We start from the raw sequence: 26,273 nt of genomic DNA, 5'->3' as shown, positions 1-26,273 counted from the left end.
GCGTACGTCTGTGAAAGCGGTCCACGCTATTAAACGGCGTCGGCCGCCTGTCGGGAGCGCGAGGGCGCGAACCCCACGCCGTCGGCCGGACGGAACGGTTGCGAAGGCAGGCCAAAGGGCTACCACTCGACGGACCGAGGGTCCGCCATGAGCGAGCACAGCGACGCGGGCGCGTGGCGAACGACCCGCGACCACGAGGAGATCCAGGAGTGGGCGGCGGCGCACGACGCCGTCCCCGTCGACCGCGGCGCCAGCCAGCCGGACCTCGCGTTCGTGCCCGTGCCCGCGGACGGGATGACCTGGAGCCGCTTTTTCGGCGTCTTCGACAGCGAGAACCTGGTGTTCCGGTACCGGCCCGACGCCGACGAGGTCGCCTCCAACTACGAGTTCGTGAGCCGGGAGGGCGGCGACGAAGGCGCGCCGCTGGCCGACGAGACCCGTCGGACGGACGGGCCGGACACCGGCCACCTCTCCCAGTCGGACACCGGCGGTTCGGAGCCGGTCACCGACGCGCAGGACGACGACGGAGACGCGGGCGTGGCCTCGAAGGCCCCGACCGCCGACCACGTCCGGGGGCCGACGCCCGCGGCGGACAACCTGGTTCTCGACGCCGTCCACGAGCACCGCCCCGGCCTCGGCGACTCGCAGGACGAACACGTCTCGCTGGAGAATGCCGGCGACGACCCGCTCGATCTCTCGGGGTGGCGACTCCGTAACGGCGAGGGCCGGACGTTCGAGTTCCCCGAGGGCGCGACGCTCGACCCCGGCGAGACGGTACGCGTCCACAGCGGCGACGGCCGGGACGAGACGAACGACTACTACTGGGGCTCCGATGACACCGTCTGGTCGACTCGCGGCGGCACCGTCGTCGTCGAGACGCCGGACGGCCGCCGCGCGCTCGAAGCGGACTACAAGAGCGGTTCGGACACCGAGTAGACCCGCTGGAGAGGTTCGGGCGACGAGCGGGGCAGTCGCTAGGGGTCGACGGAGTCGCCCGCCGTCTGCGCGGTCACAGTCCGATCAGGTCGTCGATGTCGACGTCCGTGACGCGTCCGCCACAGCCCGTGCACTCGCTGACGTTCGACGGCGCCGGTCCGCCTTCCATGTGCAGGAGTCCGCAGTCGGTACACACTTCGAGTTCTGCCTGAAGCATACCGACATATCACAGCGGCCCGACATGTGTCTTGTGCCAGTTCGTTCGAGAACTTGAGGGGGCGTCGGTCGGAACCGGTGACTGAAGGGACGGGGTCGGCGGCCCGGTGTCTATTCGTCGAGCGAACCGATGCGGTCTGCGAGCGGGGCCACGCGCTCGTCCTCGGCGAGTTGTGTGCGGACGGCCTCCGCGTCTGCCGTGAGGCGATACGCCGGTCGCCCCTTCCCGGTCGCGGAGGTGTCGTCGCGCCGGCCGTCGACCAGGTCCGCGGCGTCGAGTTCGTTGAGCGTGCGCGACACCTCGGCCTCGGTCACCGTGCCGAGCACGTCGACGTCGACGGCCTCCATCGCCCGGTTACAGGCCCGGCGGATCTCGACGGCGTGCGCGGGCGTCTCTCCCCTGACTGACAGTTCGACGACGCCCGCGAGGACGACGTACGTCGACAGCGCCGGCGAATCGAGCTCGACTGGATCGCTCATATCTGTCAGTTCGGCCGGAAGTGTCATAACGATTTGGTGCACCGCACCGGCGTATCGCCGTCAGGTCGTCGTCTGCGTGGTGTTCCGCTGGGGGATCTTCGGGATGAGCCACGACAGGAACGCGTCCGGGCTGCGGGTCTGGGTCCACACGGTTCCCTCGCCCTCGAACTCGCAGACGAGTCCCTCGCCGCTGAACAGCGTCGACCGCAGGCCGCCGACCTTCCGCACGTCGAACGACAGCGACTCCTCGAAGGCGACGATGTGGCCAGTGTCGACCACGTACGACTCCGTCCCGTCGAGTTCGTGCTCGTCGATGGCCCCGTAACTCGACAGGAACAGCGGGCCCGTCCCCTCCATCCGCAACAGGAAGAGGCCCTCGCCCCCGAAGAAGGTCTTCGTGCCGCCGAACTCGGTGTCGACGCTGATCGCCGGATCAGAGGCCAGGAACGACGACGACTGCACGTAGAGCGTCTCGTCGTCGAGCGGGTGGTGCTGGACGTCGCCGGACAGCGCCGGCGCCAGCTGGATCCGCCCCGCTTCCGATGCGGTGAACGTGTTCATGAAGAAGGACTCGCCGCCGAACAGCGACCGCGACAGGGACTTGAGTATCCCGCCCTCCGCCGCCGTCTCGACGTCGATCTGGGGGGACTTGCTCACCATCGCCCCCGCCTCCGACCGGACGGACTCGCCGGCGTCGAGGTCGAGCGTCAACTGGGCGTACGACGGTCGGTGACTGATCTCGTGGTCCATGCCGTCAGTACGCTGTCACCCCGTTAATCAGTTCTTGCTCCCTGGTTGCCACGACCGGGGTGTCGCCTCGGCAACTGCCTCCGGGAACCGCGCCGGTCACCGGTCCCGGAGAGCAGGTCGGTAACTGCACCCAACCGACCGCGAGCGCAGACGGGCGGGCGGAGAGTACCCCGGTCTTACTCCCGGGCGCGGAGTGTGGTCCCGCTGTCGGCCGGACGGCCTTCCGAGCGCCCGCGGAGTTTGCCCGTCATAACAATGACCGCTCCGCACGGCCGTCGAGTATGACGAACGATACGACGGCGGCGGACGACAGCGCGGTCGGTAGGCGAACGCTCCTGCAGGCGCTCGCGGCGGCCGGTGCCTTCGGTGCGGCGACGACCACTGCGGCCGGTCAGGACGGCGACGGCGAATCGGGCGACGACGCAGACCCGCTGTACGTCGTCGAACAGGGCGACGAGCGCCACGAGGTCGCGCCCCTCTCCGGGAGCGAACCGGTGGAGTCGTTCTACGACCTGCGGATCCCGGAGAAGTACACGGGCGACAACGGCGCGACCGATCCCGGGGAAGGCCCGTATTACATGTCGGTCGGCACGCAGGACCTCCAGCGACCGTCGACGTCGCTGCTGTTTTTCTACGAGGGGCCGGACGGCGTCAGTCTCGTGGCCGTCCACGACGCCGACGGCGGCGACGGGGGGTCGGCCACCTGGACCGTCTCGGGCGTCCCGGCGGGCGCCGGGTGGCTCGTCAAGGACGACCTCTACCGCTTCGAGTCCGGGGAGAAGCCGGACTCCAACTACGACAACTGGAACACCGACGGCACGAACAACCGGATCGACTGGACCTGGGGGCCGACCAGAGGCGACGGCGGCGTCCTGGGACACCTCGATCCGGGGACCGCTATCGGGATCAACCCCGCGTTCAACGAGGACGCGGCGCTCTACGGCCAGCACTACGAGGGCACGATAGACGAGTGGCAACTCCTCTCGGCCGACGGGGAAGGCGGCGTCACCCGGTCGACGCTGGACCTCGGCGCTCCCCTCACGGTCGCGGTCGAGCGCGCGTCGGCCGACGGGGACTCCGACGACACGGACCTCGATCTCTCGGTCTCCCCGCCCGACGCGAAGATCAACGTCGAGAGCGAGGGGCTGATCCCGGTCGACATCGACTGCCCGGACCCCTCGGAACTCGACGTGGACTCGATATCGTTCGGCGCGCCCGAGGCGGTCGACAACGGTAACGGCGCGAGCGCGAAACACCACGAGGGCCACGCCGAAGAGGGGACGTGTCGAGTCCACTTCCGCGTCGACGACACCGAGATCGACCCGAAGAACGCCCTCGCGAAGATCGCCGGGAAGATCCGCGGCGGCGACGGAGACGGCGGCGACTCCTCGTTCTCCCTCGAAGACGCCATCGACGCGTTCGACCCGAACGGAGACGGCGGAAACGACGGCGACGGAGACGACAGCGACGACGGTGACGACGAAAGCGAGGGCGAGGGCAACGGAAAGAACGGTCGCGGTCCGCCGGATCACGCCGACGACGACGAAAACAACGGGAAGGGGAACGGCAAGGACAACGGGAAAGGGAACGGGCGCGGGAACGGCAACGGAAAGCAGAAGGGGAACTAATCGACGGCGAGGTGTCCGCGGAACCCCTCGAATCACCGGCAGAGAGCCGCTTCGGTCGCCGTCACTCGGTATCCAGCGGTTTCTCCGCCCGATAGGCGATGCCCATCGGGAGCCCCTTCGCGTCGGTGGACGGATCGGCCGGGATCGTCCGGAGGTCGCCGTCGCCGGGCGCCGCGGTGTACGCCAGGGCGACGGCGTCGAGGACGTCGGCGACGGCGACCTCGTACCCCTCGGTCGCGGCGGCGGCCGCCTGGACGGCCGGCGGCGCGTCGCGGTCGTACCGCGCCAGCGTCCGCATCCGCTCGGCGTAGCCCGCCGCGTACGCGCTGGAGTGCTCCAGCGGTTCGCCGGCGAACGCCCGGTAACAGAGCTCGGGGTGTGACTCCGCGAACGCCGCGTTGGCCTCGGGGACGTTCTGGAGGAGTTCGTCGACGGCGGCGATCCCGTCGCTCATCGCGAACGCGCGCTCTGAGATCCCGCGTCCGGCCTTGCGCTCGTTGACGCGCTGGGCCGCGGGGTACCGGCGCTTCCGGGTGGCTTCCCGGACCGGAGGGACGACGACGGCGCCGGCCATCGGGCCGAGGACTTCGCGGGCGAGGGCGTCGCACCGACGTCCCTCCTCGCCCTCTTCGATCAGTCCGATGGGCACGTCGACGAGCACCCGTCGGGCGCGCTCCTCGTAACGGACCCAGAGGTCGCCGATCTCCTCGAACACGGCGGCGTGGTCGAACCCGTCGCGGCCGAACGCCACCGCGAACCACATCCCCTCCGACCAGTCGACGCCGACGTACAGCGGCGCCCCTGTCTCGCTCATGGCCCGACGTTTCGGGTCTGCGAACAAAAATCCCTTGCCCACGTGGGTTCCGCGGCGATCCGGCGCGCCACGCCGCATCGCTCCGTAAAGGGTCGTGGTAACGCTTCTCTCGGAACTCTTATACATCCCCCGACGTTGTGTTTAGAAGCAATGGCATCCGGTAAGGTTGACTTCTTCAACGACACGGGCGGTTACGGTTTCATCGAGACTGAGGACGCTGACGACGACGTTTTCTTCCACATGGAGGACGTGGGCGGTCCGGACCTCGAAGAGGGACAGGAAGTGGAGTTCGACATAGAGCAGGCCGACAAGGGCCCGCGCGCGACGAACCTGGAGCGCCTCTAATGGCGTCCGGATCGGTCGACTTCTTCAACGACACGGGCGGCTACGGTTTCATCGAGACTGAGGATGCGGACGACGACGTCTTCTTCCACATGGAAGACGTCGGAGGTCCCGACCTGGAGGAAGGTCAGGACGTCGAGTTCGACATCGAGCAGGCCGACAAAGGTCCCCGAGCGACCAACCTGGAGCGACTCTAACGATGGCCTCCGGCAAAGTCGACTTCTTCAACGACACGGGCGGCTACGGCTTCATCGAGACCGAGGACGCTGACGACGACGTTTTCTTCCACATGGAAGACGTCGGCGGCCCGGACCTCGAAGAGGGTCAGGAAGTGGAGTTCGACATCGAGCAGGCCGACAAGGGCCCGCGCGCGACGAACCTCACGCGACAGTAAGTCGCACTCTCTAACTGCGGCGTCAGCGTCCTGCTGGCTCCGAATTTTCACATTATCACGCCGTCGAGCGACAGCGCTCGTGCCGTCGCTCGCGGTTATTTCTCACGCGAAAAGCCGCGAGTCTCGACCGAAAACGCGATTCGAGACGTTACTGCGGGTCGATGTCGTTCAGCTTCGCGAGGTCCTCGTCGGCCAGTTCGATCTGCGAGGCGGCCACGTTCGATTCGAGGTGTTCGACGCTCGACGTGCCCGGGATCGGCAGTGTCACGTCGGAGTGGTGGAGGAGCCACGCGAGCGCGACCTGCCGCCGGCTGGCGTCGTGGGCCTCGCCGACCTCGTCGAGGACGCCCGCGACGCCCTCGTCGTCGACCGTATACAGCGGACCCCAGGGGATGAACCCGACGTCGTACTCCTCGCAGGCCTGCAGGACGTCCTCGTCGTCGCGATACCCGATGTTGTACTGGTTCTGGACCGTCGCGACGTCGACGATGTCCCGCGCCGTCTCCAGTTGCTCGACGGTGACGTTCGAGAGGCCGACGTGGTCGGCCTGTCCGGCGTCTTTCATCTCGGCGAAAGCGTGGACCGAATCCTCGAAGTCCGTGTCGGGGTCCGGGCGGTGGTACTGGTACAGGTCGATGGAGTCGACGCCGAGGCGGTCGCGGCTCACCATGACCTGGTTGTGCAGGTAGTCGGGATCGCCGTGGGGCAGCCACTCGCCGTCGCGGTGGCGCAGCAGGCCGGCTTTGGTGGCGACGACCGGGTCTGCGTCGACCTCGGACAGCGCCTCGCGGAGGATCCGCTCGCTGACGCCCGGGCCGTAGGAGTCGGCCGTGTCGATCAGGTCGACGCCGAGTTCGACCGCTCGCTGGACGACGTTTCGGGCCGTCTCCTCGTCGTCCGGCCGGCCGATGATGTCCTCGCCGGTGAGCCGCATCGCCCCGAATCCGAGGCGGTGGACGGTCAGCTCACCGTCGATGTCGAACGTGTCGCTCTCGTTGTGTACGTCGTCAGCCATAGCACACACCCCTGCGGGTCCCAGTCACAAAGCGGTGGGGATGGCGGAACGCCACGTGGGGTTCGTCCGGCCCGAACGCGACTGCCGGCGAACGCCTGGACCGCCCCGCGGGCACCAGAGCGACTGACAGAGGCTGGAACGGGCGCGCTCGACCGGCCGGCGCTCGTGTTTTGCGTGCCGAACCCGTTGATCGAAGCGAGTCTCACCATGGAGCCAGTCGACGTCGCCGACCTGTTCCTCGGGCCGAAGTCGGAGAATCGGCGGTACTTCAAGGAGACGCTGGAGTTCCTGATGGACGAGCACATCCACTGGCGGCGGGACTTCCACCCGGAGGACCCGCGGATCGTCCGCCAGTACGACGAGCGAAACGCCGTCCGCCGGGAGACGCTCGACCGGACCACCGAGGTGTTGCTCGACCTCTCCTCGCGACTCAAGGCCTCCTCGATGCCCTGGTTCTCGCCGCGCTACCTCGGCCACATGAACGCCGACACGCTCATGGCCGCCAACCTCGCGTACATGGCGACCATCCTCTACAACCCGAACAACGTCGCCTACGAGTCGGCGCCGGCGACGACGGAGCTCGAACTCGAAGTCGGCGAGCAGTTCGCCGGCCTGTTCGGGTACGACCCCGAGCGCGCGTGGGGCCACATCACCGCCGACGGGACGGTCGCGAACTACGAGGGGCTGTGGATCGCGCGCAACCTCGCCTCGGTCCCGCTCGCCGTCCGGGAGGTCGAACCGGACCTGCTCGATACGGACGAGGAGTGGGAGCTGTTGAACCTGCCGACCGATCGGATCCTCGATCTGCTCTCCGCTGCCCGCGATGCGGGGGTGCTCGACGCCGTTCGACGGCACTCCGCCCGGGGGACAGGGACCGAACCGGGGTCGCTCGGAAAGGTCCTCGTCCCGATGTCGCGCCACTACTCGCTGGCGAAGGCCGTCGACCTCCTCGGCATCGGGCAGGACCACCTGATTCCCGTCGAGGTGGACGAGGAGTACCGCATGGACGTCGACCGCCTCGCGGAGACGATCGACGGCCTCGTCGCCGAGGAGACGCCGGTCCTGGCAGTGATCCCGAGCGCCGGCAGCACCGAGGAGGGCGCCGTCGATCCGATCCACGAGATCGCCGACCTCCGGGCGGACTACGAGGATCGAGGCGTCTCCTTCTCCCTCCACGTCGACGCGGCCTACGGGGGCTACGCCCGCGCCTCGTTCGTCGAGGACAGGGAGTTCGCGGAGATCGACCGCGTCCGAGAGGTACTGGACGAACTGGACGTCGTCGACCGGGAGACGGACTGGCCCCCGGAACACGTCTACGAGGCCTACCGGGCGTTCTCCCGCGCGGACTCGATCACGGTCGACCCGCACAAGATGGGGTTCGTCCCGTACGCGGCGGGCGGGTTCGTCGTCCGAGACGAGCGCGCGCTCGACACGATATCGTACTCGGCGCCGTACATTCTGGAAGAGAGCGCCGAGATGCCCGATCGCCTCGGCAGCTACATCCTCGAAGGGTCCAAGCCGGGGGCGACCGCCGCGGCGGTCTGGGCGGCCAACCGCGTCGTCCCGCTCTCCCTCGAAGGGTACGGGCAGCTCGTCGGGAGGGGAGTCGAGGGGGCCCACCGGTTCTTCCACTCGCTCGAATCGACCGACGAGATCGCGGTCGGCGACCGCCGCGTCGCGGTCCAGCCGGTCACCCGTCCGGACCTCAACATCGTCGACTTCGCGTTCAACGAGGTCGGCAACGAGCGACTCGACGCGATGAACGACCTCAACGAGGGGCTCTACGAGCGGTGTTCCTACCGGAACGGCCCCGTCTACACGAAGGACTTCGTCACGTCGAAGACGACGCTCGACGCCGAGGCCTACGGCGACGTCCCCGGGGCGTTCGCGGCCGAGTTAGGGATCCCCGAGGACGCGTGGAACGAGGTCGGGTCGGTGACCGTCCTCCGCTCGTGCGTCCTCACGCCGTACCTCGCCTACGACACCACCTACGGGGAGTACTGGGAGACGTTCATGGGCGCGATGCGCGAGCACCTCGCGGACATCCTCGGAGCGGAGTGAGTCGCACCCGACGGAACCGTCTTGCCGGTGGCGTTCGATCCGGGTCCCATGACCGACAGCGGGATCGCCCTCGAACGCGCCGGCGGGGACGGACTCCGGTACGTGGAGAATTTGCTCGACCGAGCGGGGCTTCCGACCGACGACGTCGACACCGAGACGGGTCGCTTCTACGTCGCGCGCGCCGACGGAGACGCAGTCGGCGTCGGCGGCTTCGAAGTCCACGGCGAGGACGGACTGCTCCGCTCGGTCGCGGTGGAGGAATCGGCGCGGGGAGCGGGCCACGGCACCGCGCTCGTCGACGAACTCGAAGCCGCAGCCCGCGACGCCGGCGTCCGACGGTTGTTCCTGCTCACCACGACGGCCAGCGACTTTTTCGCCGCCCGCGGCTACGAGACGATCGACCGCCAGGATGCGCCCGCGACCGTCCGGAACACCGCCGAGTTCGCCGAGCTCTGCCCGTCCTCCGCGACCGCGATGTCGAAGACGCTGTAGACCGCGCTCAGGCGGTCACGTCGAACGGCGAGAACGCGAAAACCCGGGGAGAGAAGCGGGAGACGGGGTTACTCGAGGTCGAAGCGGTCGTGGGTCATGACCTTGTGCCAGGTCTCGACGAAGTCCTCGACGAACTTCTCCTCCTCGCCCCCGTAGACCTCCGCGATGGCGCGGAGCCGGGAGTTCGACCCGAAGAGGAGGTCGATGCGGGAGGCCTCCCACTCGACCTCGCCCGTCTCGCGGTCGCGGACCTCGTAGCGGTGTTCGTCCTCGTCGACTTCCGCCCACTCGTAACCCATGTCGAGCAGGTTCACGAAGAAGTCGTTAGTCAGCGTGCCCGGCTCGTCGGTGAAGACGCCCAGGCCCGAGTCCTGGTAGTTCGCGCCGAGCGCGCGCATGCCGCCGACCAGCGCCGTCATCTCCGCGGGCGACAGGTTCAGCAGGTCGGCCCGGTCGACCAGCAGGTCCTCGGGGGGCTGGTCGATGTCTCCCTCGAGGTAGTTCCGGAAGCCGTCCGCTTTCGGCTTGAGCGCCTCGAAGGACTCCACGTCGGTCTGCTCCTGCGAAGCGTCTGTCCGGCCCGGCTCGAAGGGAACCTCGACGTCGTAGCCGGCGTCGGCCGCGGCCTGCTCGATGGCCGCGTTGCCGCCCAGCACGACGAGGTCAGCCAGCGAGACGCGCACGTCGTCGTCGCGCGAGCCGTTGAACTCCTCCTGGATCCCCTCGTAGGTCTGGAGGACCGCCTCGAGTTCGTCCGGCTCGTTGACCTCCCAGCTCCGCTGGGGCTCCAACCGGATGCGGCCGCCGTTGGCGCCGCCGCGGTTGTCGCTCTTGCGGTAGGTCGACGCCGCCGCCCAGGCGGTCTTGACCAGCTGGGAGCGGGACAGGTCCGAATCGAGGATCTGCTCTTTGAGCTCGGCGACCTCCTCGTCACCGATCAGCTCGTAGTCCGCGTCCGGGACCGGGTCCTGCCAGACGAACGTCTCGTCGGGGACCTCCGGGCCGAGGAAGCGCTCGGGCGGGCCCATGTCGCGGTGGATCAGCTTGTACCACGCCCGGGCGAAGGCGTCCTGGAACTCCGCGGGGTTCTCGCGGAAGTTCTCGACGATCTCGCGGAACTCCGGATCCCGCTTGAGCGCCACGTCCGTCGTCATCATCATCGGCGCGTGCTTCTTCGAGGGGTCGTGGGCGTCCGGGACGGTCTGCTTGTCCGCTGCGTCGACCGGCTGCCACTGGTTGGCGCCGGCGGGACTCTCCGTCAGCTCCCACTCGTTCTCGAGCAGCGTGTCGAGGAAGGCGGTGTCCCACCGGGTCGGCGTGCTGTTCCAGGCGCCCTCGATGCCGCTAGTGACCGTGTCGGGGCCCTTTCCGGAGTCGGTCCAGCCGAGGCTCTGGTCCTCGATGGGGGCCGCCTCGGGCTCGGGGCCCATGTCGTCGGTGTCGCGGGCGCCGTGGGCCTTCCCGAACGTGTGCCCGCCGGCGATGAGCGCGGCCGTCTCCTCGTCGTCCATCGCCATGCGGCCGAACGCCTGTCGGATCCGCTCCGCCGATCCGAGCGGGTCCGGTTCGCCGTCCGGGCCCTCGGGGTTCACGTAGATGAGCCCCATCACGGTAGCGCCGAGGGGCTCCTCCAGTTCACCCTCGTCGTCGAACCGCTCCGAGCCCTCCCACTCGGTCTCGGGACCCCAGTAGACGGCCTCGTCGGGCTTGTAGTCGTCCTCGCGCCCGCCGGCGAAGCCGACCGTCTCGAAGCCCATCGACTCGAGGGCGACGTTCCCGGTGAGCACGATCAGGTCCGCCCACGAGAGCTTGCGGCCGTACTTCTGCTTGATCGGCTCCAGCAGCCGGCGCGCCTTGTCCAGGTTCACGTTGTCGGGCCAGCTGTTCAGCGGCGCGAACCGCTGGGTGCCGCCCGTCGCGCCGCCGCGGCCGTCGGTCGTTCGGTAGGTCCCGGCGCTGTGCCAGGCCATCCGGATGAACAGCGGGCCGTAGTGGCCGTAGTCCGCCGGCCACCAGTCCTGGGACGTCGTCATTACCTCCTCGATGTCCGCCTTGACCGCTTCGAGGTCGAGGTCCTGGAACTCCTCGGCGTAGTCGAAGTCCTCGCCGTACGGGTTCAGGTCGGCGGCGTTGTCGTCGAGGATGTCCAGGTTCAGTGTGTCTGGCCACCACTCGTCGTTTCTGTTCCCTAACTTTCGAGACGGGCTGTCCTCACTCATCTGTCGTTCGACTAGCGCGGCTTTTCGAGGATAAGTTTTCCTTTGGCTACCAACAATCGGGGCGGCGTCGCCGTATCGTAGCCGCCCCCTACCTCACGGTAGAAATCCTCTCTCCGGGATACTTCAAGTTCTGCGCTCCAGGAACACAGCAGGACCGACCCGGGGAACCGACGGCGACGACGGGGGCTTTAACCCGTCCGCGACGTACCCTGTGATATGCTCGCCTTTCACGTCGCGTTCCTCGCCCTGCTCGTCGGGACCGAGGCCTTCTTCACCTGGCTCGCGTCGCTGAACATTCGCCACGGAGCCCGCGAGATCGGGCGCAGAGCGACCACGGATGGAACGAGCGAGGGCGAAACGAGCGAAGACGAAGAACCCGCGAACGGCGAAGGGAACTGGTTCGACGACCGCCTCGACGTCGGCGACACCGACGAACTGCTCGGCTACCAGCGGGCGAAGGCCGGCGCCGGGCAACTCGAAGCCTGGGTCGGCGTGGGCCTCCTACTGCTCGTCCTCTACGCCGGCCTGCTGGCCGAGGCCATCGCGGCCGTCGAGTCGCTCGGACTGGGTACCGTGCCCTCCGGCGTCGTCTTCTTCCTCGGCGTCGTCCTCGCCGTCCAGCTCTCATCGGTCCCCTTCGAACTCTTCGACACGTTCGTCGTCGAGGAGATATTCGGCTTCAACGAGCAGTCGCCGCGCCTGTGGCTCCGCGATCAGATCGTCGGCCTCGCCGTCACGGTGGTCATCACGGGCCTGCTCGCCGCGGCGGTCATGTGGGTCGTCGACTCGTTCCCGGGGCTGTGGTGGGTCGGCGCCTGGGCGCTGTTCGTCGCCTTCTCGCTGGTCATGATGGTCGTCTACCCGCGGGTCATCGCGCCGCTGTTCAACGACTTCGAGCCCGTCGAGTCCGGCGACCTCCACGACGCCGTCACCGACGTGTTCGACCGCGCCGGCTTCTCCTGCTCGCAGATCTACATAATGGACGCCAGCCGCCGGAGCGGCCACTCCAACGCCTACTTCGTCGGGTTCGGGGCGACCAAGCGCGTCGTCCTCTTCGACACGCTGGTCGAGCAGATGGAGACCGACGAACTCCAGAGCGTGCTCGCGCACGAACTCGCCCACTGGAAGAAGGCCCACATCTGGAAGCGCGTGGGGAGTTCCGCCCTCCGCATGGGCGTCGTGTTCTTCGTCGCCTACCAGCTGGTCACCGGCCCGTGGCTCTACGAACTGTTCGGCCTCGCCTCCGGCGCGGGCCGGCCGGTCTACGCCGGACTGTTCCTCGCGGCCGTCGTCCTGGAGCCGCTGAACCGGCTCACCAGCCCCCTCGAAAACAAGCTTTCCCTTGCACACGAGCGGGAGGCCGACGCGTTCGCCGTCGAGGTGATGGGCGACGGCGAACCGATGGTCGACGCCCTCTGTCGCCTCGCTAGCGAGAACCTCTCGAATCCGTTCCCGCACCCCCTCTACGAGACGTTCCACTACACGCACCCGCCGATCCCGGAACGCATCCGGAACATCCGTCGCCACGCCGGCGCTTCGGATGCGGACGCGGACCAGCAGCCCGCCGCGAACGCGGGATAGGACCGTTCTGGAGGCCGTATTTCGGTGGCGTGGCGTCGCGGGTGACAGCCCGCAGGTGCAAGCCGCGCCCATACCCCCCTGGCGGGGTAACAACGGGTAATCCGTCATGGAGAGGACACACCTGCGAGTCGACCGCGTCGAGACGGATCTCGACCGCGTGCTCGCGACAGCGGGCGACGACCTCGTCGTCGCATCGAACCGGCAACCGTACAGGCACGACTACGGCGACGACGGCGACGTGACCGTCGATCGCCCCGCGGGCGGCCTGACGGCGGGCCTCGACGCCGTGATGCGGCGCGTCTCCGGCACCTGGATCGCCTGGGGCGACGGCGACGCCGACGCGACCGTCGTCGACGAGGACGACCGCGTGACCGTCCCCCCCGACGGGGACGACACCTACACCCTCCAGCGGCTCTGGCTCGACGACGCGGAGGTCGAGGGGTACTACTACGGGGTCAGCAACCGGGTGCTCTGGCCGCTCTGCCACGCCGCGCTGGGCACCGTCGAGAGCTGCGGTGACGCCTGGGCGGACTACCGCCGCGTCAACGACCAGTTCGCGGCGGAGCTGGCCGCGGCCAGCGAGCCCGGAGACCTCGTCTGGCTCCACGACTACCACCTCGCGCTCGCCCCCCAGCAGGTCCGCGAGCGCACCGACGGCGCGTCGGGCGACTCGACGCCGAACCGGACGCTCGCCCACACCTGGCACATCCCCTGGCCGAGCTGGGACTCGTTCCGCGCCTGCCCCCACCGCGAGGAGATTCTCGACGGCCTGCTCGGCAACGACGTCCTCCTCTTTCACGTCCCGCGGTACTGCGAGAACTTCCTCCGGTGTGCCGAGCGGGGGCTCTCGGGGGCCGAGGTCGACCGCGAGGCGGGCACCGTCACCCACCGTGGCCGAACGACGGCCGTCCGGGCGGCGCCGATGGGCGTCCCGGCCGACCGCATCCGCGAGCAGGCCGGGAGCATGGAGGCGACCGGCTTCTGCGCCGCCTTCCGCAAGAACCGCGGGATCGACCGCGACACCCGTCTCGCAGTCGGCGTCGACCGTCTCGACTACACCAAGGGTATCGTCGAGCGCCTCGAGGCCTTCGAGCGGCTCTTCGCCGAGCGGCCGCGCTGGCTGGGCGAGGTGACGTTCGTCCAGGTCGGGACGGAGAGCCGCTCGTCCATCGACGCCTACCGGCGCTACCAGGAGCGGGTCGAGGCCGCCGTCGAGCGGGTCAACGACCGCTTCGCGACGGACGACTGGCAGCCCGTCGTCTACACGACCGACATGATCTCGAACGAGGGGCTCGCGGGGCTCTACCGCGAGGCCGACCTCGCGGTCGTCAGCCCGATCCGCGACGGGATGAACCTCGTCGCCCAGGAATTCGTCGCCGCACAGGACGACGACCCCGGGGTGCTCGTCCTGAGCGACCAGGCCGGCGCCCACGACGTCCTCGGCGAGTGGACCGTCTCCGTGCGTCCGCACGACACCGTCTGGTTCGCCGACGCGCTCGACGAGGCGCTGTCGATGGACGAGCGCGAGCGCCGCCGCCGCGGCAACGCGCTCGCCGACTACGTGACCGACAACGACATCGAGTCGTGGGTCGGGACCGTCCTCGGGACGGTCGCCGGTCTCGGCCACGCCGACGGGGGTGTGACGACGCGTGCAGGCGACTGACGCCACCCCGCTCTGGCTCGCCCGGGAGTCCGTCGCCGACCGCCTCGCCGCCGCTCCGGGCGTCGTCTGCGCGCTCGACTTCGACGGCACGCTCGCGCCTATCGTCGACGACCCCGACGCCGCGCAGATGCCCCCGCCCGTCCGCGAGCGGGTCGAGCGACTCGCCGCGTGTCCCTCCGTCGACGTGGCCGTCGTCAGCGGCCGGGAACTCGCCGACCTCCGCGACCGCGTCGACGTCGACGGCATCGCCTACGCCGGCAACCACGGCCTCGAACTCCGCTACGACGGCGGCGAGGTCGTCAACCCCGAGGCACGCCGGTGTCGCGACGCGGTCGACCGCGTCTGCGACCACCTCGGCGACCGCCTCGCCCACGTCCCCGGCGTCGAGATAGAGGACAAGGGCCTGACCGCGACGGTCCACGTCCGGCAGGTGCCGTCCGAGCGCGTCGCCGAAGTCGAGCGGAGCGTCCGCGCCACCGTCGAGGAGGTGGTCGCCACCGGCGCCCCCCTGGAGATCCGCGACGGCAAGGCGATCCGCGAGATCCGCCCCGCCGTCGACTGGGACAAGGGCCGCGCCGTCGACCTGCTGACAGACGAGGCGCCCGACGGCTGGCTCCCGATGTACGTCGGCGACGACCGCACCGACGAGGACGCCTTCCGGGTGCTCGACGACGGCGTCGGCGTCCTCGTCGGCGAGCGCGAGACCGCCGCGGACTACCGTCTCGAAGCGCCCCGCGACGTCCGGGAGTTCCTCGACCTCGTCGCCGAAGCGCAGTGCGAGTGAGCGAGCGACCGCCACTGCGGAGGGAAGGCCCGCATCGTTCGGCGTGCTGCGTCCGTCGTCGCTGTCGATACCAGTCTCAGTCGTCGTCGCCGTCGGAGAGCCCACCGACCGACTTCTCCCAGCCGTCACGGGCCGCCTGTCCGGGATCCGCGAACGGGTCGTACGTGATGTCCTCGGCCGTGCCGAGGTGCGATACCCCGTCGCTGCCGGTCCTCGCCCGCCACATGGCGAACGCCGTGGCTCCCACGAGCGACGCGAACAGGACGCCGAGCAGGACGGTAGCGGACGTATCGAGACGAGGCACGACGAAGAGCAGGGCAGCGAAGAGCACGGCCAGCTGGAGCGCGTAGAAACTGCGCTTGAGCCAGTCGCCGGAGAACTCGATACTCCGTCCCATCGTCCGCCCGTTCAAACCGCTGACGAATAACGATTTCCGAACGTCGGAACAGACCGCCCGAAACCTATCGACCGCGGCGCAGTCACGACGGTCGTCCTGACAGCGTAGTTGCGACGGTCGGACCGACAGCGTAGTTGCGACGGTCGTCGAGATGCGCCACCGGGATTCGCGACCGTCGAGCGTCGGGGTCCGCGGAGGCGCTTCCACCAAGAATAATAGCGGATCGGCACGTAGTGAGCCCGATGCGCGACCTGCTCGGGGACGTGTTCGCGCCGACGCGGTACAACGTCGCCGCAGCGGTCGCCGTCGCGGGCCTGCTCCTCGTCGCGTACGTCCTCGTTCCCCACCCCTACGTCCAGTACGGCGCGTGGCTGGTCATCTTCACCGTCTGGATGGTGTGGTTCGTCTACCTCGGCGTCGACCGCATCTACGGGATCGACTCCTGATTCGAGAACCCGGGTGGCGGTCGGCGAGAGCGGGTGGCCGTCAGTCGTCGTCGGCGGGCTGTTCGTCGCCGGTCTCGACGTCGTCGGCGGCGTCGGTGCGCGGCCCGCCGGCGTGGCCCTCGTGGGCGACTGCGGTCGCGAGCAACTCCCGCGAGAGGGCGGGCACGTCGCCCGAGGAGACGGGCCCCATCTCGTCGATGCCCTCGACGGACCGCGGGAACGGACGCAAGTCCATGTGGATGGCGATGCCGGCTTTGGCGCCCTGGCCCATCGCGACGGGGATCTGGTTGTGACCGGGGGTCACGTCCCCGACGGCGTAGACGCCGTCGACGCTGGTGCGGCCGTGGTCGTCCACGTCGATGGTCCCGTCGTCGGTCAGCTCGCAGCCGACGGCCTCGGCCAGGTCGGTGTTGTACTCCGAACCGTACATCGGGAAGCCTCCGCGGTACTCGCGGACTGCACCGTCCTCGAACTCGAAGGACTCGAGCCAGCCGTCGTCGTCCCGGTTGGCGGCCGCGATGTCCTCGCGGATCACCTCGACGGGGTGGTTGCGGAGCATCTCGTCGGTGTCCTCGCTCCACTCGGGGTCCTCGCCGCGGGTCAAGAGATCCACGTCGTCGGTGAAGTTCAGCATGATCATCGCGACGTAGGCCGCCGAGTCGCCCGTCCCCATCACGTAGACCGGCTCGTCGGCGAACATGTAGGCGTCGCAGTGGAGACAGTAGTGGAGGCCTCGGCCCGTCGGCGGCAGCGGCGGGTCCGGGGTCACGTCCGAGAAGCCGGTCGCGAGGACGACCCGGCGAGCGCCGTAGGTCGCGCCGTCTGTCTCCAGGCGGAACCGGAGACCGTCGCCGTCCTCGCCGTCGACGCGCTCGATCCCGCCGACGAACTCGCGGTGGACGTCGGCGCCGTACGACTGTACCTGCTCGGCGGCCGTCCCGAGGAACTCGCCGCCGCTGACGTCCTCGGTGACGCCGATGACGTTGTGAGTGTCCTGCATCATCGCGGCGCGGCCGCCGCCGCGGTCGACGACCGCCGTGTCCAGCCCGAGTCGCGTGGTGTAGAGCGCGGCCGTCAGTCCAGCCGGGCCGCCGCCGACCACGACGACGTCGTACTCGCTGTCGGTCATGTACGAGCGGATAACGAACGAGGCGGCTTAAACCCCGTCAAACCGGCACGCGCGGTTACTGGCTGGTAAGCCGGTGGGCGTCGCCCGGTCGGTCGCTCACTCGGTGTTCGCCTTCGCCTCGTCGAGCCACCTCGGCGGGTCGTACGTCGACGAGCCGACGTCGCGGATCAGGTACGCCGTCGCGAGCGTGACGGTACCGTTCTCCCGCTCCAGCTCGACGCTGTAGACGAGCTGGGTCACGATCCCCCTGTCCGGGTCGACGTACACGGTGTAGTTGACGTCGGTGAGTTCGCCCTCGTAGGAATCGGCCACCGACTGGTCGACCGCCTCGACCGACGTGACGGTGAACTTGCGGCGCTCGCCGCGGTTGGTCTGGACGAGGCCCTCGTCGGTGTAGTCGAACGACGCGAGCCAGGACGCCTGGACCGGTCGGACCGCCGAGTCGATCCGGATCGGACCGGACGCCGTCTCGTAAGTGACGTTCCCCGAGCGGTTGTGACGGACGTAGACTCCGCTCTCGCCGTCAGGCTGGTAGCGCGCGACCCGGCGGTCCGGGAACCGGCGCTCGATGTAGCGCTCGCTACCGTTGGCGATGAGCGCCACCGTCACGTTTCGCTCGCCCGACCGCAGCGCCCCGTCCGGACCGGAGACCCGCATCGACTGCGCCGCCGTGAAACTCGAGGCGTTGCGGAGCGTCCCCTCGTGCGACGCCAGCAACTCCTCCCAGAACGCCGCCGTGGAGTGCGGCGACGGCGTCGCGGTCGGCGTTGCGGTCGGTGTCGCCGTCGGAGTGGCGGTCGGCGTCGGAGACGGCGTCGCCGTGTCCCAGGGAGTCGGCGTCCCGGTCGGCGTCGCCGTCGGCGTCTGCGTGGGGGACGGCGTCGGCGTCGACGCGGGCGTTGCTGTCCCCCCGCCGCCCGAACAGCCGGCCAGTGCGATCAGCGCGACGATAGCGACCAGTCCGATCGTCTGCGAACAGCGCATGCCGGCATTCGCGGAACGTCCGTCATAAAACCAGCCAGCCACGTTTCAGAATCGATAACGCGGCACCGATAGCGGCAGATTCGGCCCGTAATCCGGTTCTCGGTATTTCAGGTTCGGATGTTATTTCCGTTCTGTCAAGACGTGCAGGGACCGGTCCGGCGGAGGACGACGGTGTACTGGTCGACGCCCATGTCCTGGGGGTCGCCGTACTGCATGACTCGCGGTCGCGTCCCGACCCGGAGGAGACGCTTCCACATCGGCGCTCGTCCCTGGCCGCGCAGGAACCGGGGTTCGCGTCCGTACTCGCCGGCGATCTCGTATGGGTAGGTGTCCTCGGCGAGCAGATCGCGGAGGTGGCTCTCGACGCGCGGGTTCGAGAGGATCGCGGCCCGCTTGCCCCAAGAGTCGGGCGCGAGATACAGCAGCGAGCGGTGGTAGTTGAGGACGACGTAGGCCGGACAGCGCTCGGCGAACGTCGCCACGCCGAAGCCGGGGCGGTGTTCGACCCGGTTGCTGTGGGGGACGGCCGCGTCCTGTGGGTCACCCGTGTAGGTCTCGATCGTGTCGTTCGCGCCACCGTGGCTCGTCAGGTACTGGACGGCCTGGTCGCGCGGCTGTGAGGCGTACGCGAGCGTCCCCGCACCGGCGTAGACGGCGCTGACGACCAGCAGGACGGCGACGAACGCCCGGCCGACCGCGGGCCGGCGCTCGCGCAGGCGGACGAGCCCGACCGCGAGAACGAGCGCGAGCAGCGCGAACGTCGGCAGGAGGTGGTGGGTCCGGACGTACCGCCACGTCGAGAACACGAGGAGGTACGTGCCGACGCCGACCAGCGCGATCCTGAGCCCGTCGGCCGTCAGCGACTGTTCGCGGAACCGCCCGAGTGCGGCCACGGCGCCGCCGACGAACGCGGCGAACAGCGGGATCCCGGCGCCGTTGAGGTATCCGCGCAGGATCCACCACCAGCTGGGCTGGACGAGCCAGCCGTGGGGTTCGGACTTCGCGCCGAACGCGCGGCCGATCCGCGCGCCGAACTCCTCCGGCGCCCCGAAGACGATGCTCGGGAAGCCGACCGCGACCGTCGCGATCCCGATCAGGACGCCGACGCCCAGGAACTTCGGCCGGACGAGCGAACCGACCAGCCCGTCCTCGGAGCGGCGGGCGCGGTGGACGTGTGCGACCCCCAGCATCACCGCGCTCACGCCGCCCGAGAGCTTGAACGCGATCGAGACGCCGCCGAAGAGACAGCCCCAGTAGAACAGTCGGTCGACGCCCGACTCGACGTATCGGACGGCGAAGTACAGCGACAGCAGGAGGAAAAACAGCGACGGGATGTCCTCGCCGCCCTCGTGTGCGAGGACGAGAAAGCCCCAGGTCACGGTCAGAAGCGCCGCCGCGAGCCGACCGGTCGCGCGGTCGCGCACCGTCGTTCCGATGCGGTAGATGACGTAGACGCTCCCGACGGCCATCGCGACGTTCGCCAGGCGGACCGGCAGGACGCTCCACGTCCAGATCCAGCCGGGCGTCCGCAGCCAGTGCGGCCAGAAGCCGACGCCGAGGTGTCGGCCCATGTCCGCGAACGCGGGGAGCGCGTCGCTCGCGAGGACGACCACGAACACGGGGACGAGCGCGATCGCCGAGAGGTACATCGCCGAGCCGTACGTCCGCCAGTAGGCGACGCCCTCGGTGATCGACCCGATTCCCGGGTCGTCGAGGTACGCGGCGAGGACTTCGATCGGGTCGACGACCCGCCAGCGCTCGTCGCGCGTCGCGAAGTTCGGCAGGCGGTGCCAGATCCAGAACGACGACAGCAGGAGGGCGGCGGCGAGGATATACGGGAGGTACGGGTCGGCACGGAGGTCGTCGACGACTTGCCGCTTCGCCCGCTGGAGGGGATCCGAGAGGGGCATCTGTACGTATCTGTTCGACCGAGGGCAGCGTTAAAAACGGCCCGCCTTCGACCCGGTAGCCGGCGGATACTCTCCCACGCGGTCCGCAGTCCGATCGCGTCGGTCCGTCCCCGCTCCCGGTTGCGTTGCCCCCTCGGTCACCTTTTTGCCACGGGGTTGCGAACCGAGCGACGACATGACAGCCCGTATCGCGATCGCCGGGATCGGAGCAGTCGCGACGATGCACGCCGAGTCCATCGAGGACGTCGACGGCGCGGAACTCGTCGCCGGCTCCTGTCGCACGGAGGAGCGCGGCCGCGAGTTCGCCGACGAGTACGACTGCGCGTGGTACGCCGACACCGAGTCCATGCTCGACGGAGAAGACGTCGACGTTCTCAACATCTGCACGCCCAGCGGCGCCCACCTCGGACCCGCGCTGGCGGCCGCCGAGCGCGGCGTCGACGTGCTCTGTGAGAAGCCCCTCGAGATCACCACCGACCGCATCGACGAGATGGTCGCTGCGGCCGACGAGGCCGGGATCCGACTCGGCGGGATCTTCAATCAGCGCTACAACCCCGTGGTTCGGCAACTCCACGGGGCTGCCGCGGAGGGCCGCTTCGGTGACCTCTCGGTCGCCAGCGCGTACGTGCCGTGGTGGCGCGACGACGACTACTACGACGGCGCCTGGCAGGGCACGCAGGAACTCGACGGCGGCGGCGCGCTGATGAACCAGTCGATCCACGGCATCGACGCGATCCAGTGGCTCGCGAGCGCGGCCGGCGCGGACGGCGACGGCGGCGAGGAGCGCACCGACGTGAACCCCGTCGAGGAAGTCTTCGCCTACACCGACCGCCGGGCCCACAGCGACGAGATCATGGAGGTCGAGGACACCGCCGTCGCCGTCCTCCGCTACCGCGACGGCACGCTCGGGCAGATCCTGGGCGCCACCTCCATGTACCCGGGATCGCTCAAGCGGCTCCAGATCGCGGGTCGCGGCGGCACCGCCGAGATCCTGGAGGACGAACTCGTCACCTGGCAGTTCCGCGAAGCGCGCGACGACGACCCGGAGGTCCGCGAGGAGTTCGGGGAGACCGACTCCGGGGGCGGCGCCGCCGACCCGATGAGCATCGACTACGCGAACCACCGGCGCAACATCGAGGACTTCCTCGACGCCCGCGCGAACGACGAGCCGTACATGCTCGACGCGAGCGAGGCGCGCAAGGCCGTCGAGATCATCGAAGCCATCTACGAGTCCGCAGACAGCGGCGAGCCGGTGCGGATCGACTGAGCGACACTACGGGCGCCCCTCTCCGCGGTGGCAAGACATACGGTCCCACGCTTCGACCGCGGAGACATGACCGCTCCCTTCGTGATCAGCGGGTTCGCGGACGAGATCGCCTCCGACCTCGACGACCAGCTCTCGACGCTGGAGTCTCTCGACATCGACCACCTCGACCTGCGCGGCGTCTGGGACGAGAACGCGCTCGACCTCTCGGACGAGCGGCTGGACGAACTGGAAGCGACCCTGGACGAGCGCGGGTTCTCGGTCACCTCCATCGGGTCGCCGATCGGCAAGATCGGTGTCGAGGACGACTTCGAGCCGCACGTGGAGCGCCTCGACCGCGCACTAGAGCTCGCGAACCGCTTCGACACCGAGTACGTCCGCGTGTTCTCCTACTACATCCCCGAGGGCGACGGCCCCGCCGACCACCGCGAGGAAGTCCTCCGTCGGACCCGCGTGGCTGTCGAGAAGGCCGAGGAGGCCGGCGTGACGCTCGTCCACGAGAACGAGAAGGACATCTACGGCGACACGCCCGGGCGAGTCCGGGACCTGCTGACGACCGTCGACTCGCCGCACTTCCGGGCCGTCTTCGACCCCGCGAACTACCTCGAAATCGGCGTCCGTCCCTATCCCGACGCGCTCCTGCAGGTCGTCGAGTACGTCGAACAGGTCCACGTCAAGGACGCCGAGTACGGCGAGCGCGGGGAGATCCGCCCCGCCGGCGAGGGGGACGGCCGCATCGGTGAGACAGTCGCCGCGTTGCGGGACCGGGGATTCGAGGGCGCGCTCTCGCTGGAACCGCACCTGTCGTTCGCCGGGTCGGCCTACGGGTACAGCGGCCCCGAGGGATTCGAAGCCGCCGCCGAGGCACTGAAGGGCGTCCTCGACGAGGAAGGCGTGCGCTACGAGTGACGACACAGCACCGAAACCGCAGTGATTAATTCCACGACTGACATAAGTCGGGTTCATGCCGTCCGACGAGCGCCCCACCGTGGAGGACGCGTACGATAGATTGGCACAGACGTACGAGACCCAGGAAGAGGATCCGTACTGCGCGGACCTGGAGTTCCCGGCGACGACGGACCTCGTTCCGGACGTTGCGGGGAACCGAGTTCTCGACGCGGGTTGCGGCCACGGTCGGTACGCGGAGTGGTTAGTAGAGCGGGGAGCGGACGTCGTCGCCGTCGACGAGAACGCCGAGATGCTCGAACGGGCGAGGCGGCGGATCGGCGATCGAGCGGAGATCCGTCGGGCAGATATTACGGACCCGCTCGAGTTCGCCGACGACGGCGAGTTCGACGGCGTCGTCTGCGGCCTCTCGCTCCACTACGTCGAAGACTGGCGAGAGCCGTTCGCGGAGTTCGCCCGCGTCCTCCGGCCGGGCGGATTCCTCGTGTTCTCGGCGCAGCATCCGGTCGACGAGTACGTCGCCTTCGACGCCGAGGACTACTTCGCGGTCGAGAGGGAACTGATGACGTGGTCGGCCGACGACGAGGACGTCGACGTCCCGTTCTATCGCCGGCCGTTCTCCGAGGTCGTCAACCCGCTCGTCGAAACCGGGTTCCGGTTGGACGAACTGGTCGAACCGACGCCGAGAGAGGGGTTCAGAGAGAAGAAGCCGGAGTCCTACGAGAAGCGGCTGAAATATCCGACGTTCCTGTGCGTCCGGGCGTCGAAACCGGAATAGCGACCGAGTGGCGACGCGGAGCAGCCGGAGCGGTTCTGATCGTCCTCGCCCGCCGGACCGTCGGACCACTTTCGCTCCGGACCCGTAGCCTTTTACCCGGCTTCGGACACAGGTCAGCGTATGACCGAGGCGACGGGTATCGTCGGGGAGTTCCTCGCGCTCAAGGAGGAGACCGACGCCGACATTCTCGCGATGCAGTGCGGCGATTTCTACGAGTTCTTCGCCGAAGACGCCGAGATCGTCGCCGACGAACTCGACCTGAAGATCTCCCAGAAGTCCTCGCACGGTTCCTCGTATCCGATGGCGGGCGTGCCGCTCGACGACCTGACGCCCTACCTCTCGGCGCTGGTCGAGCGCGGCTACCGCGTCGCCGTCGCCGACCAGTACGAGACCGACGACGGGCACGCCCGCGAGATCGAACGTGTCGTCACGCCGGGCACCCACCTCGCGACGACCGACGACGACGCGCAGTACCTCGCAGCCGTGGTCCGCGACGGCGGCGCCGACAGTACTCGGACGGGGGAGGACGCGACATACGGCATCGCGGTCGCGGACGTGACGACCGGGCAGTTCCTCGTCACCGAGCAGTCCGGCGCCGACGCGACGGCGGCGGCGCTGACGGAGCTGTACAAGTTCGACCCCGCGGAGGTGCTGCCCGGGCCGGAGGTCCGCTCGGACGACGACTTCCTCGACGAGGTGCGCGAGCGGACCGACGCCTCGCTCTCGCTGCACACGACCGAGGCGTTCGCGCCCGGCCGGGCTCGCCACCGCGTGCGCGAGCAGTTCGGCGCGGAGACGCTGGAGAGCGTCGGCATCGCCGACGCCGAAGCAGCCGTGCGGGCGGCGGGAGCGGTCATCTCCTACGTCGACGAGACGGGCGCGGGCGTGCTGGCGTCGATGACCCGGCTCCAGTCGTTCGACGAGTCGGCCTACGTCGACCTCGACGCGACGACCCAGCGCAACCTCGAACTCACCGAGACGATGCAGGGCGATCGCGACGGCTCGCTGTTCTCGACTGTCGACCACACCGTCACGAGCGCCGGCGGGCGCCTCCTCCGCGAGTGGCTCCAGCGCCCGCGCCGCTCCCGCGGCGAGTTGACCCGGCGGCAGTCCGCGGTCGCCGCGCTCGCCGAGGCGGCGATGGCCCGCGACCAGTTACGCGAGACGCTCGGCGACGCCTACGACCTCGAACGGCTGGCCTCGAAGGCCGCCTCCGGGAGCGCCGACGCCCGGGACCTCCGGGCGGTTCAGGAGACGCTCGCGCTGCTGCCAGCGGTCGGCGAGCTGATCGCCGAGACCGAACGCCTCGCGGAGTCGCCGCTCGCGGGGGTCCTTGACCGGCCGGACCGCGAGGCCGCCGCGGAACTCGCCGCCGACCTCGACGAGGCGCTCGTCGAGGACCCGCCGGGGACGGTCACGCAGGGCGGGCTTATCCGCGGGGGATTCGACCCCGAGCTAGACGAGATCATCGAATCCCACGAGTCCGCACTGGCGTGGATCGAGGAGTTGCCCGAGCGGGAGAAGCGCAAGACGGGGATAACCCATCTCTCGGTCGACCGCAACAAGACGGACGGCTACTACATCCAGGTCGGCAAGAGCGAGACCGACCAGGTGCCCGATACGTACGAGCAGATCAAGACGCTCAAGAACTCCGAGCGGTACGTCGTCGACGAACTGGAGGACAAAGAGCGGGAGATCCTCCGGCTGGAAGAGCGCCGCCACGAGATGGAGCGGGAGATCTTCGAGCGCCTCCGCGACCGCGTCGCGGCGCGGGCGGAAGTCTTGCAGGAGACGGGCCGAGCGCTCGCCGAGTGCGACGCGCTGGCGAGTCTGGCGGCCCACGCGGTCCGCAACGACTGGACGCGGCCGGAGCTGACCGACGGGCGCGAGTTGACCGTCCAACAGGGCCGCCACCCGGTCGTCGAGCAGACGACCCAGTTCGTCCCCAACGACCTGCGGATGGACGAGGACCGACAGTTCCTCATCGTGACCGGCCCGAACATGAGCGGGAAGTCGACGTACATGCGCCAGGCGGCGCTCATCACCCTGCTCGCGCAGGTCGGGAGCTTCGTCCCCGCGCGGTCGGCGCGAGTAGGGCTGGTCGACGGCATCTACACGCGCGTCGGCGCGCTGGACGAACTCGCGCAGGGCCGCTCGACGTTCATGGTCGAGATGCAGGAGCTCTCGAACATCCTCCACTCCGCCGGCGAGGACTCACTCGTCATCCTGGACGAGGTCGGCCGGGGGACGGCGACCTACGACGGCATCTCCATCGCCTGGGCGGCGACGGAGTACCTCGCCAACCGGATCCAGGCGAAGACCCTCTTCGCGACCCACTATCACGAACTCACGGCACTGGGCGAGGAACTCCCGACTGTCGAGAACGTCCACGTCGCCGCGGACGAATCCGACGGCGACGTCACCTTCCTGCGGACGGTCCGCGACGGACCGACGAACCGGTCGTACGGGATCCACGTCGCGGATCTGGCCGGCGTCCCCGAACCGGTCGTCGACCGCTCGCGGGACGTGCTCAACAGACTCCGCGAGGAGAAAGCGATCGAAGTCCAGGGCAGTGAGCGATCCGACGGTTCCGACACCGAGCAGGTCGTCTTCGACCTCGGGTCGGGCGAGTTAGTCACCGAGGGAGCGGGCAGTACCCAGCAGCAGGTCGCGACCGACGGGAGCCAGATAGAAGCGCCCGCGAGCGACTCGGACGGCCGGCCGCTCGATCCGGAGACGGAAGCTGTCCTCGACGAACTCGGCGATATCGACGTCAACGAGACGCCGCCGGTCGAGCTGATGGCGAAGGTCCAGAACTGGCAGGAGCAGCTCGGAGAGAGCGACGCCGACGGGAGCTGAATCCCGGACCCCCTCCGCTGAGTGCGTAGCCGGCGGCAAGTTCACGGCCGATATTCCTCCTCGAACGGTAATCACGCCCCGACGAGGCTGTATCGGTGGCCGGGGGTCCACCGCCGAACGCGGGTAGCGGACCAAGAAGCGTTCGAGATAGAGGCGCGGGTGCGCCAGCGGTGTGCCATCCGGTCGGAGTCGAGGCGGGCTCGGCCTCAGGAACTATATGTCGGT

The 26,273-nt window shown here is 69.0% G+C and carries 25 protein-coding genes; 15 read left to right on the top strand and 10 right to left on the bottom strand.

Annotated features, from left to right (window positions below; all coding sequences use genetic code 11):
- The first annotated feature begins 147 nt into the window (after positions 1–147).
- The gene (locus PSC72_RS20135; RefSeq protein WP_274323212.1) at positions 148–936 is read left to right on the top strand and encodes a lamin tail domain-containing protein; all 789 of its coding nucleotides are present in this window, start codon (positions 148–150) and stop codon (positions 934–936) included.
- A gap of 73 nt (positions 937–1,009) precedes the next feature.
- On the opposite strand, the gene PSC72_RS20130 is transcribed toward PSC72_RS20135, so the two are convergent.
- From PSC72_RS20130 to PSC72_RS20120, 3 genes are all read right to left on the bottom strand, one after another.
- Positions 1,010–1,153, bottom strand: a complete 144-nt coding sequence (locus PSC72_RS20130; protein WP_274323211.1) for a hypothetical protein — start codon at positions 1,151–1,153, stop codon at positions 1,010–1,012.
- Positions 1,154–1,263: 110 nt separating this feature from the next.
- Entirely contained in the window at positions 1,264–1,632 is a 369-nt protein-coding gene (locus tag PSC72_RS20125; RefSeq protein ID WP_274323210.1) for a hypothetical protein, read from the bottom strand.
- Positions 1,633–1,692: 60 nt separating this feature from the next.
- On the bottom strand, positions 1,693–2,382 hold the full coding sequence (locus PSC72_RS20120; RefSeq protein ID WP_274323209.1) for a TIGR00266 family protein: 690 nt from the start codon (positions 2,380–2,382) through the stop codon (positions 1,693–1,695).
- A 281-nt stretch (positions 2,383–2,663) separates the two neighbouring features.
- Here PSC72_RS20120 and PSC72_RS20115 point away from each other — a divergent pair, with 281 nt between their 5' ends.
- The gene (locus tag PSC72_RS20115; protein WP_274323208.1) at positions 2,664–4,010 is read left to right on the top strand and encodes a hypothetical protein; all 1,347 of its coding nucleotides are present in this window, start codon (positions 2,664–2,666) and stop codon (positions 4,008–4,010) included.
- 61 nt (positions 4,011–4,071) lie between these two features.
- Here PSC72_RS20115 and PSC72_RS20110 read toward each other — a convergent pair whose 3' ends face one another.
- On the bottom strand, positions 4,072–4,824 hold the full coding sequence (locus tag PSC72_RS20110) for a DUF429 domain-containing protein (RefSeq protein WP_274323207.1): 753 nt from the start codon (positions 4,822–4,824) through the stop codon (positions 4,072–4,074).
- 150 nt (positions 4,825–4,974) lie between these two features.
- On the opposite strand from PSC72_RS20110, the gene PSC72_RS20105 reads away from it, so the two are divergent.
- From PSC72_RS20105 to PSC72_RS20095, 3 genes are read left to right on the top strand one after another with little or no spacing between them, the layout of a single operon-like run.
- Positions 4,975–5,169, top strand: a complete 195-nt coding sequence (locus PSC72_RS20105) for a cold-shock protein (RefSeq protein ID WP_006883278.1) — start codon at positions 4,975–4,977, stop codon at positions 5,167–5,169.
- Complete coding sequence (locus PSC72_RS20100) at positions 5,169–5,363, top strand: cold-shock protein (RefSeq protein ID WP_226011781.1); 195 nt, start codon at positions 5,169–5,171, stop codon at positions 5,361–5,363. The genes PSC72_RS20105 and PSC72_RS20100 overlap by 1 nt, the downstream gene beginning before the upstream one ends.
- A 2-nt stretch (positions 5,364–5,365) precedes the next feature.
- Positions 5,366–5,560 (top strand): cold-shock protein, encoded by a 195-nt coding sequence (locus tag PSC72_RS20095; protein WP_123538602.1) that lies wholly within the window; start codon positions 5,366–5,368, stop codon positions 5,558–5,560.
- A 148-nt stretch (positions 5,561–5,708) separates the two neighbouring features.
- On the opposite strand, the gene PSC72_RS20090 is transcribed toward PSC72_RS20095, so the two are convergent.
- Complete coding sequence (locus PSC72_RS20090; RefSeq protein ID WP_274323206.1) at positions 5,709–6,575, bottom strand: aldo/keto reductase; 867 nt, start codon at positions 6,573–6,575, stop codon at positions 5,709–5,711.
- 207 nt (positions 6,576–6,782) lie between these two features.
- On the opposite strand from PSC72_RS20090, the gene PSC72_RS20085 reads away from it, so the two are divergent.
- Both PSC72_RS20085 and arsN2 read left to right on the top strand, forming a co-directional pair.
- A complete protein-coding gene (locus tag PSC72_RS20085) occupies positions 6,783–8,636 on the top strand; it encodes a pyridoxal phosphate-dependent decarboxylase family protein (RefSeq protein WP_274323205.1) in 1,854 nt (617 codons plus the stop codon).
- A 48-nt stretch (positions 8,637–8,684) separates the two neighbouring features.
- The gene (gene arsN2, locus PSC72_RS20080) at positions 8,685–9,128 is read left to right on the top strand and encodes an arsenic resistance N-acetyltransferase ArsN2 (protein WP_274323204.1); all 444 of its coding nucleotides are present in this window, start codon (positions 8,685–8,687) and stop codon (positions 9,126–9,128) included.
- Positions 9,129–9,196: 68 nt separating this feature from the next.
- On the opposite strand, the gene katG is transcribed toward arsN2, so the two are convergent.
- Entirely contained in the window at positions 9,197–11,347 is a 2,151-nt protein-coding gene (gene katG, locus PSC72_RS20075) for a catalase/peroxidase HPI (protein WP_274323203.1), read from the bottom strand.
- A 216-nt stretch (positions 11,348–11,563) separates the two neighbouring features.
- On the opposite strand from katG, the gene PSC72_RS20070 reads away from it, so the two are divergent.
- From PSC72_RS20070 to otsB, 3 genes are all read left to right on the top strand, one after another.
- The gene (locus PSC72_RS20070; RefSeq protein WP_274323202.1) at positions 11,564–12,928 is read left to right on the top strand and encodes a M48 family metallopeptidase; all 1,365 of its coding nucleotides are present in this window, start codon (positions 11,564–11,566) and stop codon (positions 12,926–12,928) included.
- Between the two features lie 106 nt (positions 12,929–13,034).
- A complete protein-coding gene (locus PSC72_RS20065; protein ID WP_274323201.1) occupies positions 13,035–14,591 on the top strand; it encodes an alpha,alpha-trehalose-phosphate synthase (UDP-forming) in 1,557 nt (518 codons plus the stop codon).
- Positions 14,578–15,375, top strand: a complete 798-nt coding sequence (gene otsB / locus PSC72_RS20060) for a trehalose-phosphatase (protein WP_274323200.1) — start codon at positions 14,578–14,580, stop codon at positions 15,373–15,375. The genes PSC72_RS20065 and otsB overlap by 14 nt, the downstream gene beginning before the upstream one ends.
- 76 nt (positions 15,376–15,451) lie before the next feature.
- On the opposite strand, the gene PSC72_RS20055 is transcribed toward otsB, so the two are convergent.
- Positions 15,452–15,772 carry a hypothetical protein gene (locus tag PSC72_RS20055; protein WP_274323199.1) on the bottom strand — a complete coding sequence of 107 codons (321 nt, stop codon included), beginning with the start codon at positions 15,770–15,772 and terminating at the stop codon, positions 15,452–15,454.
- Between the two features lie 242 nt (positions 15,773–16,014).
- Here PSC72_RS20055 and PSC72_RS20050 point away from each other — a divergent pair, with 242 nt between their 5' ends.
- Positions 16,015–16,218 (top strand): hypothetical protein, encoded by a 204-nt coding sequence (locus PSC72_RS20050; RefSeq protein ID WP_274323198.1) that lies wholly within the window; start codon positions 16,015–16,017, stop codon positions 16,216–16,218.
- 40 nt (positions 16,219–16,258) lie between these two features.
- Here PSC72_RS20050 and PSC72_RS20045 read toward each other — a convergent pair whose 3' ends face one another.
- The 3 genes from PSC72_RS20045 to PSC72_RS20035 form a co-directional block, all read right to left on the bottom strand.
- Positions 16,259–17,347 carry an NAD(P)/FAD-dependent oxidoreductase gene (locus tag PSC72_RS20045; protein WP_274323197.1) on the bottom strand — a complete coding sequence of 363 codons (1,089 nt, stop codon included), beginning with the start codon at positions 17,345–17,347 and terminating at the stop codon, positions 16,259–16,261.
- 96 nt (positions 17,348–17,443) lie between these two features.
- Positions 17,444–18,331: a DUF7537 family lipoprotein gene (locus PSC72_RS20040; protein ID WP_274323196.1), complete on the bottom strand. Its 888-nt coding sequence runs from the start codon at positions 18,329–18,331 to the stop codon at positions 17,444–17,446.
- Positions 18,332–18,465: 134 nt separating this feature from the next.
- Positions 18,466–20,241 (bottom strand): glycosyltransferase family 39 protein, encoded by a 1,776-nt coding sequence (locus PSC72_RS20035; protein ID WP_274323195.1) that lies wholly within the window; start codon positions 20,239–20,241, stop codon positions 18,466–18,468.
- A 175-nt stretch (positions 20,242–20,416) separates the two neighbouring features.
- Here PSC72_RS20035 and PSC72_RS20030 point away from each other — a divergent pair, with 175 nt between their 5' ends.
- From PSC72_RS20030 to mutS, 4 genes are all read left to right on the top strand, one after another.
- Entirely contained in the window at positions 20,417–21,508 is a 1,092-nt protein-coding gene (locus tag PSC72_RS20030) for a Gfo/Idh/MocA family protein (protein ID WP_274323194.1), read from the top strand.
- Between the two features lie 66 nt (positions 21,509–21,574).
- Positions 21,575–22,414 (top strand): sugar phosphate isomerase/epimerase family protein, encoded by an 840-nt coding sequence (locus PSC72_RS20025; RefSeq protein ID WP_274323193.1) that lies wholly within the window; start codon positions 21,575–21,577, stop codon positions 22,412–22,414.
- Positions 22,415–22,469: 55 nt separating this feature from the next.
- A complete protein-coding gene (locus tag PSC72_RS20020; protein WP_274323192.1) occupies positions 22,470–23,189 on the top strand; it encodes a class I SAM-dependent methyltransferase in 720 nt (239 codons plus the stop codon).
- 120 nt (positions 23,190–23,309) lie between these two features.
- Complete coding sequence (gene mutS / locus PSC72_RS20015) at positions 23,310–26,048, top strand: DNA mismatch repair protein MutS (RefSeq protein WP_274323191.1); 2,739 nt, start codon at positions 23,310–23,312, stop codon at positions 26,046–26,048.
- The last annotated feature ends 225 nt before the right edge of the window (positions 26,049–26,273 follow it).

Source organism: Halosimplex aquaticum (genome assembly GCF_028747785.1).
Taxonomy (GTDB): Archaea; Halobacteriota; Halobacteria; order Halobacteriales; family Haloarculaceae; genus Halosimplex; species Halosimplex aquaticum.
The sequence above is the reverse complement of the archived record's forward strand: the minus strand, read 5'-3'. Positions and strand labels throughout refer to the sequence as shown.